Source organism: Actinopolymorpha sp. NPDC004070, from assembly GCF_040610475.1.
In the GTDB taxonomy this organism is placed as follows: domain Bacteria; phylum Actinomycetota; class Actinomycetes; order Propionibacteriales; family Actinopolymorphaceae; genus Actinopolymorpha.
In genome coordinates, this window is sequence record NZ_JBEXMJ010000009.1 from 55,872 (window position 1) to 71,807 (window position 15,936).

General features: G+C 70.3%; 15 protein-coding genes. 8 read left to right on the forward strand and 7 right to left on the reverse strand.

Annotation, left to right across the window (positions count from 1 at the left end; translation table 11 throughout):
* Window positions 1–101: 101 nt before the first annotated feature.
* The gene (locus ABZV93_RS17410) at window positions 102–1,115 is read left to right on the forward strand and encodes a mechanosensitive ion channel family protein (RefSeq protein WP_354936713.1); all 1,014 of its coding nucleotides are present in this window, start codon (window positions 102–104) and stop codon (window positions 1,113–1,115) included.
* Between the two features lie 11 nt (window positions 1,116–1,126).
* On the opposite strand, the gene ABZV93_RS17415 is transcribed toward ABZV93_RS17410, so the two are convergent.
* On the reverse strand, window positions 1,127–1,828 hold the full coding sequence (locus ABZV93_RS17415; protein WP_354936716.1) for a GAF and ANTAR domain-containing protein: 702 nt from the start codon (window positions 1,826–1,828) through the stop codon (window positions 1,127–1,129).
* Between the two features lie 418 nt (window positions 1,829–2,246).
* Between ABZV93_RS17415 and ABZV93_RS17420 the strand changes: the two genes are divergently transcribed.
* The 4 genes from ABZV93_RS17420 (at window position 2,247) to hpnD (ending at window position 4,866) form a co-directional block, all read left to right on the forward strand.
* Window positions 2,247–2,564: an STAS domain-containing protein gene (locus tag ABZV93_RS17420; protein ID WP_354936719.1), complete on the forward strand. Its 318-nt coding sequence runs from the start codon at window positions 2,247–2,249 to the stop codon at window positions 2,562–2,564.
* Window positions 2,565–2,667: 103 nt separating this feature from the next.
* On the forward strand, window positions 2,668–3,003 hold the full coding sequence (locus tag ABZV93_RS17425) for a WhiB family transcriptional regulator (protein WP_354936722.1): 336 nt from the start codon (window positions 2,668–2,670) through the stop codon (window positions 3,001–3,003).
* A 154-nt stretch (window positions 3,004–3,157) separates the two neighbouring features.
* A complete protein-coding gene (hpnC, locus tag ABZV93_RS17430) occupies window positions 3,158–4,000 on the forward strand; it encodes a squalene synthase HpnC (protein ID WP_354936725.1) in 843 nt (280 codons plus the stop codon).
* Window positions 3,997–4,866 (forward strand): presqualene diphosphate synthase HpnD, encoded by an 870-nt coding sequence (hpnD, locus tag ABZV93_RS17435; RefSeq protein WP_354936728.1) that lies wholly within the window; start codon window positions 3,997–3,999, stop codon window positions 4,864–4,866. The genes hpnC and hpnD overlap by 4 nt, the downstream gene beginning before the upstream one ends.
* 55 nt (window positions 4,867–4,921) lie before the next feature.
* Here hpnD and ABZV93_RS17440 read toward each other — a convergent pair whose 3' ends face one another.
* Both ABZV93_RS17440 and ABZV93_RS17445 read right to left on the reverse strand, forming a co-directional pair.
* Window positions 4,922–5,857: a DMT family transporter gene (locus ABZV93_RS17440; protein ID WP_354936731.1), complete on the reverse strand. Its 936-nt coding sequence runs from the start codon at window positions 5,855–5,857 to the stop codon at window positions 4,922–4,924.
* A gap of 1 nt (window position 5,858) precedes the next feature.
* Window positions 5,859–8,471, reverse strand: coding sequence for a wax ester/triacylglycerol synthase domain-containing protein (locus tag ABZV93_RS17445; RefSeq protein WP_354936734.1), 2,613 nt, complete (start codon window positions 8,469–8,471; stop codon window positions 5,859–5,861).
* 5 nt (window positions 8,472–8,476) lie between these two features.
* Here ABZV93_RS17445 and ABZV93_RS17450 point away from each other — a divergent pair, with 5 nt between their 5' ends.
* Window positions 8,477–8,617 carry a hypothetical protein gene (locus tag ABZV93_RS17450; RefSeq protein WP_354936737.1) on the forward strand — a complete coding sequence of 47 codons (141 nt, stop codon included), beginning with the start codon at window positions 8,477–8,479 and terminating at the stop codon, window positions 8,615–8,617.
* 164 nt (window positions 8,618–8,781) lie between these two features.
* Here the strand turns inward: ABZV93_RS17450 and ABZV93_RS17455 are convergent, their stop codons facing one another.
* Together ABZV93_RS17455 and ABZV93_RS17460 are read right to left on the reverse strand one after the other, a co-directional pair.
* Window positions 8,782–10,113 carry an MFS transporter gene (locus tag ABZV93_RS17455; protein ID WP_354936740.1) on the reverse strand — a complete coding sequence of 444 codons (1,332 nt, stop codon included), beginning with the start codon at window positions 10,111–10,113 and terminating at the stop codon, window positions 8,782–8,784.
* Window positions 10,114–10,212: 99 nt separating this feature from the next.
* Window positions 10,213–10,623 carry a DUF6098 family protein gene (locus ABZV93_RS17460; protein WP_354936743.1) on the reverse strand — a complete coding sequence of 137 codons (411 nt, stop codon included), beginning with the start codon at window positions 10,621–10,623 and terminating at the stop codon, window positions 10,213–10,215.
* Between the two features lie 300 nt (window positions 10,624–10,923).
* Here ABZV93_RS17460 and ABZV93_RS17465 point away from each other — a divergent pair, with 300 nt between their 5' ends.
* Window positions 10,924–11,427 carry a DUF6328 family protein gene (locus ABZV93_RS17465; protein ID WP_354936746.1) on the forward strand — a complete coding sequence of 168 codons (504 nt, stop codon included), beginning with the start codon at window positions 10,924–10,926 and terminating at the stop codon, window positions 11,425–11,427.
* An 86-nt stretch (window positions 11,428–11,513) separates the two neighbouring features.
* Window positions 11,514–12,368: an SCO family protein gene (locus ABZV93_RS17470; protein WP_354936749.1), complete on the forward strand. Its 855-nt coding sequence runs from the start codon at window positions 11,514–11,516 to the stop codon at window positions 12,366–12,368.
* On the opposite strand, the gene ABZV93_RS17475 is transcribed toward ABZV93_RS17470, so the two are convergent.
* Window positions 12,338–13,258 (reverse strand): PrsW family glutamic-type intramembrane protease, encoded by a 921-nt coding sequence (locus ABZV93_RS17475; protein ID WP_354936752.1) that lies wholly within the window; start codon window positions 13,256–13,258, stop codon window positions 12,338–12,340. The two genes, ABZV93_RS17470 and ABZV93_RS17475, sit on opposite strands and share 31 nt — an antisense overlap.
* A 171-nt stretch (window positions 13,259–13,429) precedes the next feature.
* The gene (locus ABZV93_RS17480) at window positions 13,430–15,748 is read right to left on the reverse strand and encodes a DUF4838 domain-containing protein (protein ID WP_354936755.1); all 2,319 of its coding nucleotides are present in this window, start codon (window positions 15,746–15,748) and stop codon (window positions 13,430–13,432) included.
* Between the last annotated feature and the right edge of the window lie 188 nt (window positions 15,749–15,936).

Genomic DNA, 15,936 nt, shown 5'->3' on the forward strand with positions numbered 1-15,936 from the left:
TGAGCCGGTCCACGCGACGGTGGGGCTCGGTGCCGTCAGCGCGATCTCCTAAGGTGGGATGCCGAACGCAACGAGTCGACCATCGAGGTTTTCACTTCCCCATGCACATCGCGACGTCACCGTACGTTCTGACAAGCCTGACCGGCCAGGCCAACCTCGTGCAGGACTGGCTGCACCACAACGCCTCCGCGCTGGTGGGTGTCCCACTGCGGATCCTGCTCATCATCGTGGTGGCCGCGCTGCTGCGAGCGATCGCCAGACGGGCCATCACCAGGGTGGTCGAGCGGTTCATCGAGACCCCGGAGAAGGAGGAGCAGGGACCTCACGCGCGCGGCTCCGGAGTGTTGCGGCGGGACCGCGCCCGCGCCTCCGAACGCCGCCGCCAGCGAGCCCGGACGATCGGCTCGGTGCTGAGCAACATCGCCGCGATCGTGATCGTGGTGACGGCGATGGCGATGGTCCTGGACCAGCTCGGCATCGCGCTCGGCCCCCTGCTCGCCAGCGCGGGGGTCGTCGGGCTCGCGATCGGGTTCGGCGCGCAGAGCCTGGTCGCCGACTACCTGTCCGGCATGTTGATCATGGTCGAGGACCAGTACGGCGTCGGCGACATGGTCGACCTCGGCGAGGCGGTCGGGGAGGTCGAGGAGGTCGGGCTGCGGCTGACCAGGGTCCGTGACCTGCACGGTGGGCTGTGGCACGTACGCAACGGCGAGATCCTGCGGGTGAAGAACGACAGCCAGGGCTGGGCCCGCGCGGTGCTCGACGTCTCCGTCGCCCGGGACGCCAACCTCGATGAAGTACGCCGGATCCTGGAGGAGACCGGCCGGAGGATGCGCGCGGAGCCGGCGTACAACCGGATCCTCCTCGAGAATCCCTCGGTGTGGGGCGTGCAGTCCGTCGGCGCCGACGGTGTGGACGTCCGCGTCGCGGTCAAGACGGTTCCGTTGCAGCAGTGGGCCGTCTCACGGGAGCTCCGCGAGCGGATCAAGAAGGCGCTCGACGCCGCGGGCATCGACATTCCGTTCCCCCAGCGCACCATCTGGATCCGCAACGAGGACGAAGGGGTCGGCCGCGACGCCGGAACGCCGGTGAGGTCGGGCTCCCGCAGCAGCTGAGGTGTCCGACGTCAGCTTTCGGGCGTCTCGCCGGTGTAGATGACCTCGCGGGCGACGTCGCGAAGCTTGACGTTGCGCTGCTGGGACGCCTGTCGCAGCAGGGTGAAGGCGGCATCGCTGGTGATGTGGTGCCGCTCCATCAGGATGCCCAGCGCCTCACCGATCGTGGCCCGGGTCTCCAGCGCCTCGCGGAGGTGGTCGGCCTGGCGGGTGGCCGCGATGGCCACACCGGCGTGGGACGCGAAGATCCGCCCGATCACTTCCGAACGTTCGGTGAACGCGTTGGCACGGTCGGCGTACAGGTTGAGCGCGCCGAAGGTGTCGTCGCGGGCGAAGAGGCGGAAGGACAACATGGCACCCACACCGAGACGCAGTGCCTCGGGGCCGAACCTCGGCCACCGCTCGTCGTGGGCGAGGTCGTTGGCCAGCTGGATCTCACCGCCGCGTACGGACGCGACACAGGGCCCCTCGTCCAGGCGGTACTGCGCCTCGTCCACCGCGTAGATGTAGTCGGCGGTCGCGACCGGAGTGTCGATGCGGCCCCGGGCGTGACACATGGTGATGCCGGCGGCCGTCGCTCCGGGGACCGAGTCGACGGCGGCCTTGACGACGAGGGCGAGAGTCGACTCTTCGGAGTCTTCCGCCCACAGGTTCTGGGCGAGCTCGGCGAAGGTACGAGCCAGGCGCTCGCCCTCGGAGGACTGAATCATCATCGCCGCCTTCTGGGTCCGGGTGCGCGTCCGCCCGAGGGAGCGCAAGCAAAGGTGTCGACCACGGGATTATCGGGTCTGTCTCTCGGAAGGGACAGCGCTGGGGGTCCTCTTTACGCCATTTCTCCACGCCCGTGTCCGGGGACGGACACGGGTCGTTGATCTTTTCATCCCACCAAGGGTTGGCGATCATCCACATGGGTAGGTTCGATCTTGGTTGGACAGCTAGCCGCGCACATTGCCCGCAATGTCGAGCCAGGTGAGGTTAGCTGTGAGCGACCATCTCGTACCCCCTCCCCGCGCCGATTCCGTCGGTGGTTCTTTCCCCCGTTCCACTACTTCCGCCGCCGACGCGTGCTGGCAGGTGCTGCCACTTCCGGCTCCTCGAGGGTTTGGCCCGCTGGTGGCGGGCCCTCAGCCGGTGAGCACGCCGGCACTGGGTGTGACGTGGAGTGCGGACAGCCACGGCCACACCGTGGTGAGCGTCACCGGTGACGTCACCGTCAGCAACGCCTGGCAGTTCAAGCGCCAGTTGCAGTGGCTGCTGCTGGCACAGCCACCGGTTCTCCTGCTGAAACTCAACGACGCCCGCTTCGTCGGCACGCTCGGCGTCGAGTGCCTGGCGGCGGCCTACCGGCGCGCCAACATGCTGGGTGTCGACATGCAGGTGGCCGCTCCCGCGAGCGGTGCCGGCCGAGTGCTCCACCTGACCGATCCCGGCGACCCGCTGCTGTCCTGACCGGCCGTGACGGCCGTACTCAGGCTCCGTACCGGTTCCTGACCGGGCAACCGACCTGGCCCCCGTCGGCTGCCCGTACATCTTGCGGGCGAGGAGAGAGAACATGCCCAAGCGAGGAACAGCGATGCCGGGCGGACGCAACAACTCCGCGCGTCCGGCGAGGGCCTGGACGCAGTGGCATGACCAGGCCGCCTGTGCGGAACTGTCGAGCCGACTGTTCTACGGCCAAGAGTCCGAAAGCCCGGCCGAACGCGCGACCAGGGAACAGACGGCACTGGCGGTGTGTGAGACCTGCCCGGTCCGCAACCCGTGCCGGTCACACGCCATGAGCCTTCCGGAGATGTACGGGGTGTGGGGCGGCACCACCGAGGCCCACCGCAAGGGAGCCAGGCGCTGGTCGAGAGGTCGGCAGTACGAGGAGGCCCAGCGCGCTTCCTAAGTGTGCGTTCGGGGACAGCGCGTGATTTCTCCCTGCTCGAAGGTGGTTGTAGTTCGGCCGCCTGGGTAACGATCCCTTAGCCAAGATCACCCTGGACATCGCGGCTTCGCCGTCCTCGCCCGGGTGGTCTGCACCGGCTCGACGGAGGATCGATGTGCCCACTCGAGAGGCGTCCGCGCTGGACTCAGCACTGGACAAGGCGGCGAACGAGAACTTCCCGGTCGCGCTGCGGTTGCTCCCCGTATGGATCCGCCGGCAGCTGAACGCGCTCTACTGCTACGCCCGGTACGTCGACGACCTGGGGGACGAGGCCGCCGGCGATCGGACCGCGGCGCTGCGGGACGTCGCCGCGCAGGTACGCCGGGTGTACGACGGGGGAGAGGTCACCGACCCGGTGGTGGCCGGGCTGCGGCCCCTGGTCACCGAGGCCGGCGTACCCGCGGATCCGTTCCTGCGGCTGGTCGAAGCCAACCTCGTCGACCAGCGGGTGACGCGGTACACCTTCGCGGAGTTGCTGGACTACTGCGGGTTGTCGGCGAACCCGGTGGGTGAGGTCGTACTCCACATTTTCGGTGCGGCGACGCCGGAGCGGATCGAGCTGTCGGATCATCTGTGCACCGGGCTCCAGCTGATCGAGCACTGGCAGGACGTGGCCGAGGACCGACGGCGTGGGCGGGTCTATCTCCCGCAGGAGGACCTGCGGCTGTTCGGTGTCCGCGAGCAGGACCTCGACCTGCCCCGGGCGAGCGAGGCGGTTCGGGCGCTGCTGGCGTTCGAGACCGGCCGCGCGCTGGCCTACCTCGACGCGGGAGCGTTGCTGTTGCCGAGCCTGCGCGGCTGGGCACGGCTCGCGGTGTCGGGCTATCTCGCCGGTGGTCGCGCCGCGGCGGCCGCGATCGCCCGGGCCGGGCACGACACGTTGTCCGGGACACCCCGAGCCGGTCGCGGGCAGGTGGCGGCGGCCTGGCTGCGGGCGAGCGTACGGAGCCCGGGATGAGCGACGTATCGAACGCCTACGACATCTGCGAGGAGATCACCCGCCGGGAGGCCAGGAACTTCTCGTACGGCATCCGGCTGCTGCCGCCGCCGAAACGGCGGGCACTGAGCGCGGTGTACGCCACGGCCCGGCGGATCGACGACATCGGCGACGGCGACCTGCCCGCCGAGGAGAAGTTGCGCCGCCTGGCCGAGGTCCGCAAGGCCGTCGCCAATCTCGGCGTGGACGAGCCGGCGTCGTCCGACCCGGTGCTGCTGGCCCTCGCCGACGCCGCGGCCCGCTTCCCGATACCGCTGGACGCCTTCGACGAGCTCGTCACCGGTTGTGAGGAGGACAGCCGCGGCACGCGCTACGCCACGTTCGACGACCTCGTCGGCTACTGCCGCTGCGTGGCCGGCTCGGTCGGCCGGCTGTCGACCGGCGTGTACGCACCCCGCGACCTCAACCACGCCATGCCACTGGCCGACACGCTGGGCATCGCGCTGCAGCTCACCAACATCCTGCGGGACCTGCGCGAGGACCGCCAGCTCGGCCGGGTCTACCTTCCGCAGGAGGACCTGCGGCGCTTCGGGTGCACCCTGGACCTGGACTCCTCCGGCCGGCTGGCCGATCCGCCGGACCGTCTCGCCGCCCTGGTGCACTTCGAGGCCGACCGGGCCGAGGCCTGGTACCAGCACGGGCTGACGTTGCTCCCGCTGCTGGACCGGCGGGCGGCGGCGTGCACCGCCGCGATGGCCGGCATCTACCGACGGCTGCTCCGGCGGATCGCCCACGATCCCGAGGCCGTCCGCGCGGCCCGGCTGTCACTGGACCCGAGGGAGAAGCTCGGGGTCGCCGTCCGCGCGCTCGTCCGGAGGTCCGCATGAGTCGAGCTGTGAGCCGGCCTGACACCGAGCGCCGCCACTGTCACCAGGGCGTGTTTCAGGACAGCCCCTGGGGCGCGATCCGGCGTACCGCAGCGGCGTCGTCCTCCTCGCGGAAGTCCCGCGCGACCTGCTGCGAACGCCGGGCGAGCAGGAGCACACCACCGGCGACCAGGACCATCATGACGGCCTGTGCGGTGGTGACCAGCGGTCCGGCGGCGATGTCCTCGCCCAGCCAGGTGGCGCCGAAGGCGACCGCCACGATCGGGTCCCCGACGGTGATGACCGCCGACGCCAGCGCGCCGATCAGCCCGCTCTGGAAGGCGTTCTGGTTCAGCAGGAACCCCGCCACGCCGATGAGGGCGATGCCGTACAGCTGCCACCGCGAGAGGACGATGCCGGGTTGTGCGAGGTCGGCGGAGGAGGAGAGGTCGCGGACCAGGCCGGCGGTGACGCCGTAACAGATCGCGGTGGCGATCGCCAACGGCATCGCCCGAAGGTCGTTGCGCACGACAGTGGCGGCCACGAGGCAGGCCGCGACGAGCCCGACCAGCACCATGCCGAGCGGCACGACGGCGGAGTTGCCGATCGGTTCGGCCGCCTCGCTCGGGGACGACTCGCTCGGTGAGGCCAGCAGCAGGAACCCGGTCAGCCCCACGATCGCCACCAGAGCGCCGAGCATCAGCCGGGCATCCGGCCACTGCCGGCGCATCGCGTAGGCGAACCCGATGTAGAACAGCGTGCCGGTGACCAGCAGCGGCTGGACCAGCGCGAGCGGCGCGAACCGCAGGGCGACCACCTGCAGGACGAACCCACCAACGGCGAAGACCACGCTCGTGCGGAACGCCCGGATCTGGATGAGGTCGAGCAGGAGCCGGGGACGTAGCGCGCCACGCTGCGGTGCCTGGTGTGCCGAATGGTGCTGCAGCACACCGGCGGCGCCGTAGGTCGCCGCGCCCGTCAACGCGCACAGGACGCCGATGAGGGTTCCCATCTCAGCCGGGGGCTCCCACCGCGACGGAGGGTTCGACCGAGGTCTCGGCGGCTGCCATGAAGCTGGTGCGAAAGGCGTCCTTGACGACGACGCGTTCCAGACCCAGCCCGCGGTCGAGGAGTACGCCCACGCCGGCCACCGCGCCCGACCCGACCACCCCGACGGTCAGCGGCACGCCGGAGGTCAGCGGCAGAACCGGGCACACGGCGCGTACGTCGGCGCCGGCGAAGGTCCGCGGGCCCCGTGCGCCGGGCATGTAGGACACGATGGTGTTGAAGAAGTTCCTGTTGTACGTCGCCCGCGCGAATCCTCGGTGCAGGGGGCGGGGGAGTTGCCCGGCGGCCCACATCACCATCGCCGAGGCGGTCACCTCGCCCTGCCGGGCGTGCAGGCGCGTGCCGGCGCGCACCCTCTCCGTCCGCTGGACGAGCCCGAGCGGACCCGTCGGCAGGTCGACGGCGAGGGCGCCGGTCCAGTTGCCCGAGATCCGGTCGAGTTTCGGTGGCCGCAACGCCACCGGAAACATCGCCCGCAACGGCTGGCCGGGCGCCAGCAGACCGGCCGGGCGGAGCAGCCGGTCGAGCGCGTCGGCCACCAGAGCGAGGATCGCCTCGTGCGGCTGGGCACCGCAGGCGGTGGCGAGGTCGCGAATCCGCTGCCACGGGACCGCCACCGTGACCAGGTCCCGCTGCCCGGTCGCGCTCACCTGGTTGAGGGGATGCCGTGGCGCGAGCCCGCGGCCGGCCAGCCGGCCCACCCCACGCAGGACCTGGCCCGCTCCCACCCGGGTGGTGCGCTGCCTGGCTGCGGGGCGGCGTTCGCTCAGTCGGTCACCCGGCGAGGGGTCGAGGAGCCGGTCGAGCAGGCCGAGCGCGGAGATGCCGTCGCCCTGTGCGTGGTGCAGCTTGACCGCGAAAGTGCTCCGTCCGTCCGCGTGCCCGGCCACGTGCAGCCCCCGCCAGGCCGGTGCGTCGGCCGGCATCGTCGCGGACCAGAAGTCGCCGAGCGCTCCGCCGACCTCCTCCTCGTCCGCGCGGGGCCCCACCTCATGCTCCTCGACGTGGCGCCAGGCGTCGACCGAGTCCCGCATCAGCCAACCGAGCGGGCGGCGGAGGAGAACGCGGCGCATCGGCGGAAGGCCCCCCGTCCTCGCCTGCATGGTCCGCCGGATCTCCGTGGCGGTGACCGCCCGGCCGTTCGGCAGCGGCGCGAGTTCGAGGACCGCGCCCAGCTCCTGGGCGAAGGGGCCCGTCTCGACGTGAGCAAAGAACGCGTCGGCCGGTCGCATCGGCCAGGGCCGCGTCGGCCGGGGCTCCTCCGCAAGGCCGGCTTGACGGGCGGCAAGGGCGCCTTGACGCGTGGAGAGGATGGTGGGAGGGGCGGTCCGGAGAGCCGCGAGCGCGCGCAGGCCGGACTCGAGGTCGTACCGCTCCAGGTGCCGCAACGTCGCGGCGCGCAGCTTCCCCAGCGGCGCCCGGTCCTCGATCAGCGAGCGCACGTACGACTGGAGCATCGGGAGGTCAGGGCACAGGTCGGTGAGGCCCGCGACCACCATCAGGTTGGCGTTCGCCACGCCGTGGGCGGCGATCGGCGAGGTCGTCACCACCGGAAGCGCGCTGGCCATCCCCTCCAGCGCGGTGGCCCCGCCCGCGTTGGTCACCAGCAGGTCCGCGGCCCGCATGAGCGTGGGCATCTGGTCGGTCCAGCCGAGGGGCAGCAGACGTTCCCGCGGCAGGCCGAGCCGTTCGAGGCGTACGCGAGTCTGCTCGTTGCGGCCGCAGGCCACCACGACGCACACCTTGTCCGAGGCGCCCAGCAACGCAGCCACCGTCGCGTCCGCGTCGCCGAAGGAGTACGAGCCACATGAGACGAGGACGACGAAGGCGTCCGCCGGGAGGTCCATCGCGCGCCGGGCCTGCGCCTTGTCGCCCGGGGCGAACGCGCGGACGACCGGCGGTGCACACACCTCGACCTGCACGCCTGGTTCGGCCAGTTGGGCGAGGGCCACCGCGGTCTCGTGGACGACGAAGTTGGCATCGAGTTCGGGGTAGATCCAGAACGGGTGCGGTGCGAAGTCGGAGACCCAGCACCCGGTGCGTGCGCCGAGCCCGCGGTGACGCCGCAGCCAGGCCAGCCCGGAACTTCCCAGCGGGTAGGTGGAAAGCACCAGGTCGGGCTCGAACCGGTCGATCTCGGTCCGCAGCCGCCGCCCGGCCCAGGAGCCGGTGAACCGCTTGGACGCCTGGGCGAACCAGCGGTGCCGCCACTCACTGGCGTAGAAGAACTCGTACAGCCAGGGAGTGCGCTCGACGTTGGAGACGTAGATCGAGCGGAACGCCCGGCCGACGCCCGGGCCCATCACGTCCAACGTGTCGACCCGGTGGCACTCGCTTCCCGGCCACAGCCGCCGAACCGCTTCCTCGAGCGCGCAGGCGGTGGAGTTGTGGCCACCGCCCATGTCAGCCGAGACCACGAGAACCCGATGGGGGCCTTCACCGAGCCCGGCGTCGATCCTCCGACCGGGCTCTGCTCCTGGCTCCGCACCGGTCTGGGCGGCGGTGGTCCGGGAGCCGGTGTGGGCACGACCGTTCGAACGGGCCGGTGGATGGCTCATTGCCGGTGGATACCCAAGAAGTGGGATCTGCAACATCGGCACGATTTCTGTCGTTTCGAATTGTGGCCGCCGGTGGCACCACCGCCGTGCCCAACAAGGTGGTGCAGAAGGCCGCGCTGAAGAAGGACAAGAAGAACACCCCATAGGCGTCAACCCGGCGTTGCACCAGTCGGGTCGGCGGAGAGTAAAGGGCGAGTGATCGTGCTCGCCGTCGAAGGGCGGGGAGTCCAGAAGCGTGGCTCCCCGCCCCTCGTCGCGTCGGTTCGTAGCGTCAAGCCGACCTTGCCCGGGCCGGCCGCCGCCGAGCCGGTCAGGCGATCGCTGCGATCGGCCGGCGAACGATGAACCAGTAGCAGAGCCCGGCCAGCGCGGCCACCACGCCACCGCTGTAGAAGGCCAGGGACCAGGAGTCCGTACGGTCGACGATCAGCCCGGCCACCAGCGGTGAGAAGGCTCCGCCGAAGTAGCCGCCGAAGTTCTGAATGGCACCGACCGAGGCGACCTGGTGCTGCGGCGCCACGTCACCGGGCATCGCCCACGCCGACCCGGTGATCGCCGAGACGAAGCACAGCGCGAGCGTGAAGAGGACCAGTGTCGGCGCCAGGCCGTGCGCGCTGGGAACCAGCACGACGGACGCGCCGGCCAGCAGAGCGCAGGTGAGGATGAGCATCCGGCGTACCTTCAACGGCGAGCCGACGCCCCGCGCGACCAGCCGGGCGGTGAGAAAACCGCCACCCACGTCGCCGACCACGCCGCCGAGCCACGGGATGCTCGCGTACAGGCCGAGCTTGGCCAGGTCGATGCCCTGGGTGCGGACGAGGTACAGCGGCAGGAACGCGAGGAAGATGTTCCAGATCCAGATCGTGCAGAAGAAGCCGAGGATCATGCCCCACACCGTCCGCTGCGTGAACAGCCGCGGCCAGGAGACGTGTTCGGGCTCGGGGTCCGTCTCCGATTCCGCGTCCTGCTCGTCGGCTTCGATGAGTTCGCGCTCCTCCGCGGAGAGCCGGCGGCTGCCTGCCGGGTCGCGGTAACCGACCCAGAACGCCACGACGAAGATCAGGCCGAGTACGCCGGTCACCACGAACAGCGCCCGCCATCCCCAGTGGACCATGACCGGGACCAGCAGCAGCGGCGCCAGCGCCGGGCCCCACTTCGACGAGGAGTCCCAGATGCCGGTCGCCGTTCCACGTTCACGTTTGGGGAACCACTTGCTGGTGATCTTGGCCGAGGCGGGGAAGCAGGGCGCCTCACCGACCCCGAGCACGAGGCGTGCCGCGAGGAACTGCGGCAGCCGGTAGCAGAGCCCGGTCGCGAGGGTGGCGACGCTCCACAGGGTGACCGCCACGGTGTAGACGCGGCGGCTGCCCAACCGGTCGATCAGGTGCCCGGCCGGAAGCTGCATCACGGCGTACGTCCAGGAGAACACCGACGCCATCAGGCCGATGTCAGCCGCCGACAGATGCAGCTCCTTCATCATCTGCGGCGTGGCGAGGGAGAGGTTCGCCCGGTCGAAGTAGTTGATGATGCCGCCCACGAGGAGCCAGCCGAGGACCCACCAGCGCATGCCGAGTCGTCGTCTGCGGCCCTGTCGCCGGTCGGTGTTCGTGCTCTGCCCTACGTCGGTGCCCCTGCCAGCCATGCGCCACCTTCCGTGTCCCCCCTGATACAGGTCGCTGACAGTTTCCGTGTGCCCTGGATCAAACGGGGGGATGGCGTCCGATTCCGGAAACTGGCCGGGTCAGGCGCTGGAGCGCCCGACGTGGAAGTACTCGGCGTACCAGCCCTGGGCCTGGTCAAGGACGTCCTTGCCGAGCCAGGCGACCGGCTCGATGTCGCTGAGGAGGGGCTCGTCGTCCGGTCCTCTGCCCACGACCTTGCCGGTCAGGATCCATCCGGTACGACTGGCGGCGCGTTCGGCGAGGTGGGCGTACTGGCAGATCTGGCGGGCGAGCCAGTCGGTGAGCGGCCGCGTCCACCACCTGGGCGGGTCGAGGCGGTTCACGGACAGCCCGGGCAGCGGCAGGCCACTCTCGTAGTCGACGCTCGCCTGCGCGGCATCGGCTTCCGGCCCCTCGGAGAACCGGACGAAGAGGCCCTGCTGCCGGTACACGAGCCGGGTCAGCTCGTCGAGGTCCTCCACTGCCCGCATGTCCGTCGCGCTCCTTCCGCCGGCCGGTGGTGACTCACCTCATCTCCGTACCGCAACGGCCTTGGTGTAAACGGAACCGGGTGCGGACGGAACCCGGTGCCGTATCGGATCGCGTTCGCCCTGTGTACGCAGCGTTCCGGCTCACCGCAGCAACTGCCGGACCGCCGCGACAAGGCCCCTGGCCGTGGATACTGGCCGACGCGGGAACCGGGGTGAGGGAACGAGCGCCCGCACCGCCGGCCCCGGTCGGTGCTCACGGAGCGCTCGAACGGCGATGGTGATTCACGGTAGAGGGTGAGCATGTCCGAAGAGACGACGGCGCGAGACCGCAACTGGAACGAGCTCCTCCAGGAGCTGCGAGTGGCCCAGACCGGGCTGCAGATCCTGACCGCGTTCCTGGTGTCCCTGCCCTTCCAGCAGCGGTTCAGCTCCCTCGAGCCCGGACAGGTTCGTATCTACCTCGCCGTGCTGGCCATCTCGGTGCTGGCCACCGTTCTCGTACTCGCCCCGGTCAACTACCACCGGACACTCTTCCGGCAGCAGGAGAAGGAGTGGCTGGTCCTGGTCGGCAACCGGTGCGCCAGGGCGGGCCTGGTGTTGTCCGGTCTCGCCGCCGTCGGCGTGGTGTGGCTGATCTTCGATGTCGTGGTCGGTGACGGGGCCGGCATCGTCGCGGCGATCGTCGGGCTGCTGGTCTACCTGGGGGTGTGGGGCGGCGTACCGCTGCTCAAGCAGCGCCGGGCGGCGACCGCGCCGACCCCTGACCGGTCGCCTCGCGAGCGCGACGGCGGCGACTCCGCGTAGTCCGCCGCACGCTCGACGTCCGGGGCTACCAGGTTCCGGAGGTAGCATCGCCGCGCTGACGACCGCGACGAGGAAGGTCCTGTGCTGTGCGCCTGCGGTTGGTGACGGTCCGTCGCATCGCCGGCGTGCTCACGGCGCTCGCAGTCGCGGTGGGATGCGTCGCCGGCTGTGGTGGGGGAGCCGACTCCTCCGGCCGGGCGGGGCGTACGCCGGACAGCCGGCCCGCACCGCAGGCCGCCCGGATGGTGGCCACCGGCAACACCATGGACCAGTCGCTGCCCGCGGCCGCCGCCTCCACGCCGCTGACCGACCAGGACGGCCGGCACCTGACCCTGGGATCCCTGCGGGGCAAGGTCGTCGTGCTCGCGCCCTTGCTGACCATGTGCCAGGAGACGTGCCCGATGACCAGCGAGAACTTCCACCAGGCGGCGCAGGCAGCCCTGGCCGCTCAGGCGGCCAAGCGTTCCGGCTCGCCGGGCAAGGTGGTCTTCGTGGAGCTGACGGTCGACCCCGCCCGCGACACCGTACGCCGGATGCACGCCTACGCGAAGCTGTACGGCGCGCTGCCGAACTGGCTCCTGGTCACCGGCAAACCGGCACAGGTCACCGCGATGTGGAAGGCGCTCGGCGTGACCACCGAGAAGGTCCCGACCGAGGAGCCGGTACGCGACTGGCTGAGCGGCCAGAAGGTCGAGCACCCCTACGACGTGCACCACCAGGACGTCGTGGTCATCGTCGGCCAGGACGGCCACCTGCGATGGATCACGGTCGGGCGTCCCGATGCGCGCGGTACCAGGCTGCCCACCAGCATGCAGAAGTTCCTCGACGACGAGGGGCGGGACAACCTCGCTCATCCGGCCGCCGGCGGCGCGAGTTCGTGGACCGCCCGCGACGTCGAGCAGGCGGTGGCCTACGTGCGTGGCCTGGACAGCGACGGCTGAGCGCGTTCGCTTCTGCCGCTGCGCCACGTCACGGCGAGCGTGACGAGGCCGAGGACGGAGACGAACGCCAGGCCACCGATGGACAGGATCGTGAACAGCCGGAGCTGGTCGGGGGTGGGCTGCGGCAGGTAGCCCGTCTGCATGAAGCTGCTCGCCGACACCCCGGTCAGCACCAGCGTCAGGGCGAGTGCGATCGAGTGCATCGAGTCCCACAGGGCGTGCAGGATCGCCACCCACAGGTACACGACGGGCAGCACGCCGCGGAAGTAGTGAACGCGACCGTTGCGGGCCACGTGGAAGAGCACTCCACCGAGGATGGCGGTCCACAGCCCGTGCCCGACGGGTGCCAGGACGCCGCGCAGGAGTTCGGTCTGGACCAGGTCGGGCAGGGACAGCCCCTTCTCGGTGATCATGGCGTTGAAGGCGTACCCCGCGCTCTCGAACGCCGCGAACCCGAACCCCACGGCCGCGCCCAGCACGACGCCGTCCCTGGTGTGCCGCCGAGCCATGTGGCGGGTGACGAAGACGAGCGCGGCGAGCTTGGCTCCTTCCTCGATCAGCCCGACGCCGAGGAACAGCAGAGGCGAAGGATGCAGGACGTACGACTCCAGCAGAGACGCGCCGAACACGCCGAGCAGCCCGCCGAGAACGAACGCCGTGACGACGAGTTCGGTGGTCACATGCTCGTCCCGCCAGCGTTCGAACGCCCACGCGACGAACGACACCGGGACCAGGAAGCTGCCGAGCAGCACGACGGTGGGGACGAGGTTGGCGTTCGACGTCAGCAGCGTCACGGCGACGGCGACCAGCCACAGCAGCAGACCGGTGAAGAAGATCCGTAGGTAGAGCCGTCGTGGCCGGCTTCGCGTGCGCGCACTTGTCGAGACCATGAACCCTCCAGCGGCATCGTCGCCTCGGCTGGTGATGCCCCACGCCGAGATCATGAAACGGTACGCCGGTGTCCACGGCGAGGGACCCTGGCCCGCGTGAGCCGCGCGACTGGTGTTCGCCACTGTGGGGACCTGGCGACACTCTCCGCTGACCGACTGCCGGCCGCCCGGCTACGCCCGGACGGCGAACACGCGGTCGACGTAGACGTACTGGACGGCTGAGGAGTTCGGTGGCGCGATCCAGACGTACCTCGGATTGGCGACGTCGTACTGGTAGACACCCGGCAGTTCGAGTTCGTGGTACTCGCCGTCGGCCACCTCCGAAACCTTGATGGTTCGTTCGTTCCCGAACGGCGGGTACACCCCCGCGACCATCGCGGCCGCATCCGGCGCGGCCGATCCGGTCTCGGCCCGGACCGTGACGTAGACCTTCCAGCTTCCGGTCGTCGGCAGGGAGTCCAGCGGAAGTTGCACGCCCCAGTCCGGCCGGTTGCCGGGCATCCGCACGGTGTACCCGTTGGACGCGCCGGCGTCGTCGAGGATCGTGGTGACCGGCGCGTACAGGCGCAACGCGGGCTCCTGGTAGTCGGCCCAGTCCTCCGGAGGAAGGCCCGCGACGGTCGCGGGCGGGGTCGCCGGCGCGGTGGCGATCCGGAGCTGACGCAGCAGATCTTCCGGAGTGCCGCCGCCCTCGCTGATCCTGGTGAGCCCGGCGGCGCGGATCTCCTCCTCGAGTCGGTCGAGACGGTTCCGGGTGTCCGGGTCCCAGTCGGTGCCGCGTTCGCGGGCGGTCCGCAGGAAATCCGACGTACGCAGCAGGATCACGTAGTCGACGCCGAGGCGTACGGCCTGCACGTGCTTGCGCAGGTCGGCACTGTCCCTCACCGCCGACTCCGCCTGCGCCATCAGGTCGTCGGCCGCCATCATCGTGTCGAAGTTGAGGTACGGCGAGGTCGGTGACACGCCGATGGTGAGGCGGACACCGGTGTCCTCCACCGACTGGCGCAGCAGCCGCATGTAGCGGTACACATGCGTCGCTGCCGGGCCGTAGTAGCCGTCCAGGAACTCGCCGATCAGCTTGTCCGCGTCCTGGTGCGGATCCCAGAGCAGCCGTCCCAGCACCCAGGTGCGCAGGTGGACGAACTCGCTCCCGACCGCGTTGTAGGCGTGCTCGCCGAAGTAGCCCCGGATCTGCGGGTGGTCGGCCATCGCCCGGATTCCGTCGGCCATCGCCCAGTAGTCGGGGAACGGCTGGATGTACGACGCAAAGTCGATGAGGTAGTCCCACACGACGATGTTGTTCGCGAGCCCGCACCAGGTCAGCATCTGCCGGCCGATCTCGGCGTTGTCGTCGGCGAACAGCGAGTCCGCGAAGTCCGCCTGGATCGGCGCGACAGTGAGCACCACGGCGTCGTCGACCCTGATGCCGGTCGGGGGAGCGAAGCTGAACCAGTACGCCTGCGTGCTGATGCGCGCCTGCGGGATCTTCTTCCGTACGCGGGTCACGACGTCGTTGGCCAGATCCACCACGGCGGCCGACAGCGCGCCCCCGTGCTGGTCGACAAAGGCCTTGCTGGCGGGGTCGGGCTGCCAGTCCGCGTCCTGCTGGTCGAAGCCGCTGGACGGATCGAGCCCGTCGGCGATGCGCTTGCGGATCGTGGTGACCAGGTTGTCCGCCGCCAACTGGCGGGTGCGGTCGTCCATGGCCAGGATCTGCCCGCCGGACCACAGCTCCTCGTCCGGAACCATGGTCCGCCACGTTCCGCCGAAGGGATGGGCCGGCCAGTACGTCGACCAGGTGTCGAGGGGCGCCGGGATGTCATCGTCATCCCAACCACGGTTGCCGTTCAGCAGGTTGTGGTGCCGGTACGCGGGGTCCGCCGCGTCGCCTGCGTACATCTGGCGGTAGGCGAACCGCGGCACCTGCTCCCCGTTGAGCCGAGCAACGGAGACGTCGAGCGTGCGAGCGTGGGGGATGACCGTGTAGTCGGCGGCCAGCCACCGCACCCCGAGGAGACGGTCGAGGATCCAGTAGACGCCGTAGAGGGTGCCGCGGGAGTTGGCGCCGGCGATCAGGGCGGCCCGTCCGCGCGTACGCAGGGCGAAGCCGTCCTCTCCCAGGCCTGTCGGGTCGATGTTGCCGAAGCGGCGTACCAAGGGGTTCTCACGCCCGACGACCAGGAGCTCCGCGGTGTCCGGCGGGTCGTCGGACTGGACAACGGGAAACGTCGCCGAGGTGATGGCCTTCAGGTAGTGGGCCAGTTCGTCGGCCGCGTGCCGGGTCGTGAGGTCCTCGCCTGCGCCACAGTAGATCCGGTAACGCGTCCTGCCGTCTTCGGCGAGCCGGATCCGCCTGTCCGCCGCCGAGGCGGGCGCTGCCCAGGCGAGTCCGGAGCCACCGGCGAGTGCGGCACCAGCGACCGCCCCTCCGGCCGCGACGACGCTCCTGCGGGTGGGTCGAGGTCTGCGTGTGTCACCGTTGCCGCTCATGGATGTCTCCAGCGATCGTGTGGAGTGAAACCGGCGGTGGAACCGTGAGAACCCTGCTGGGGCTGGTGGTTCGGGGGAAGTGCTGGTGAAGCTGAACGCGGCCACAAGCTAGGCCGGTGCTCGCGGAGTGTCAAGGAATCGTCACACTCGTGACCACGTCCACTCGCGGTCATCCGGTCGAACCCCGA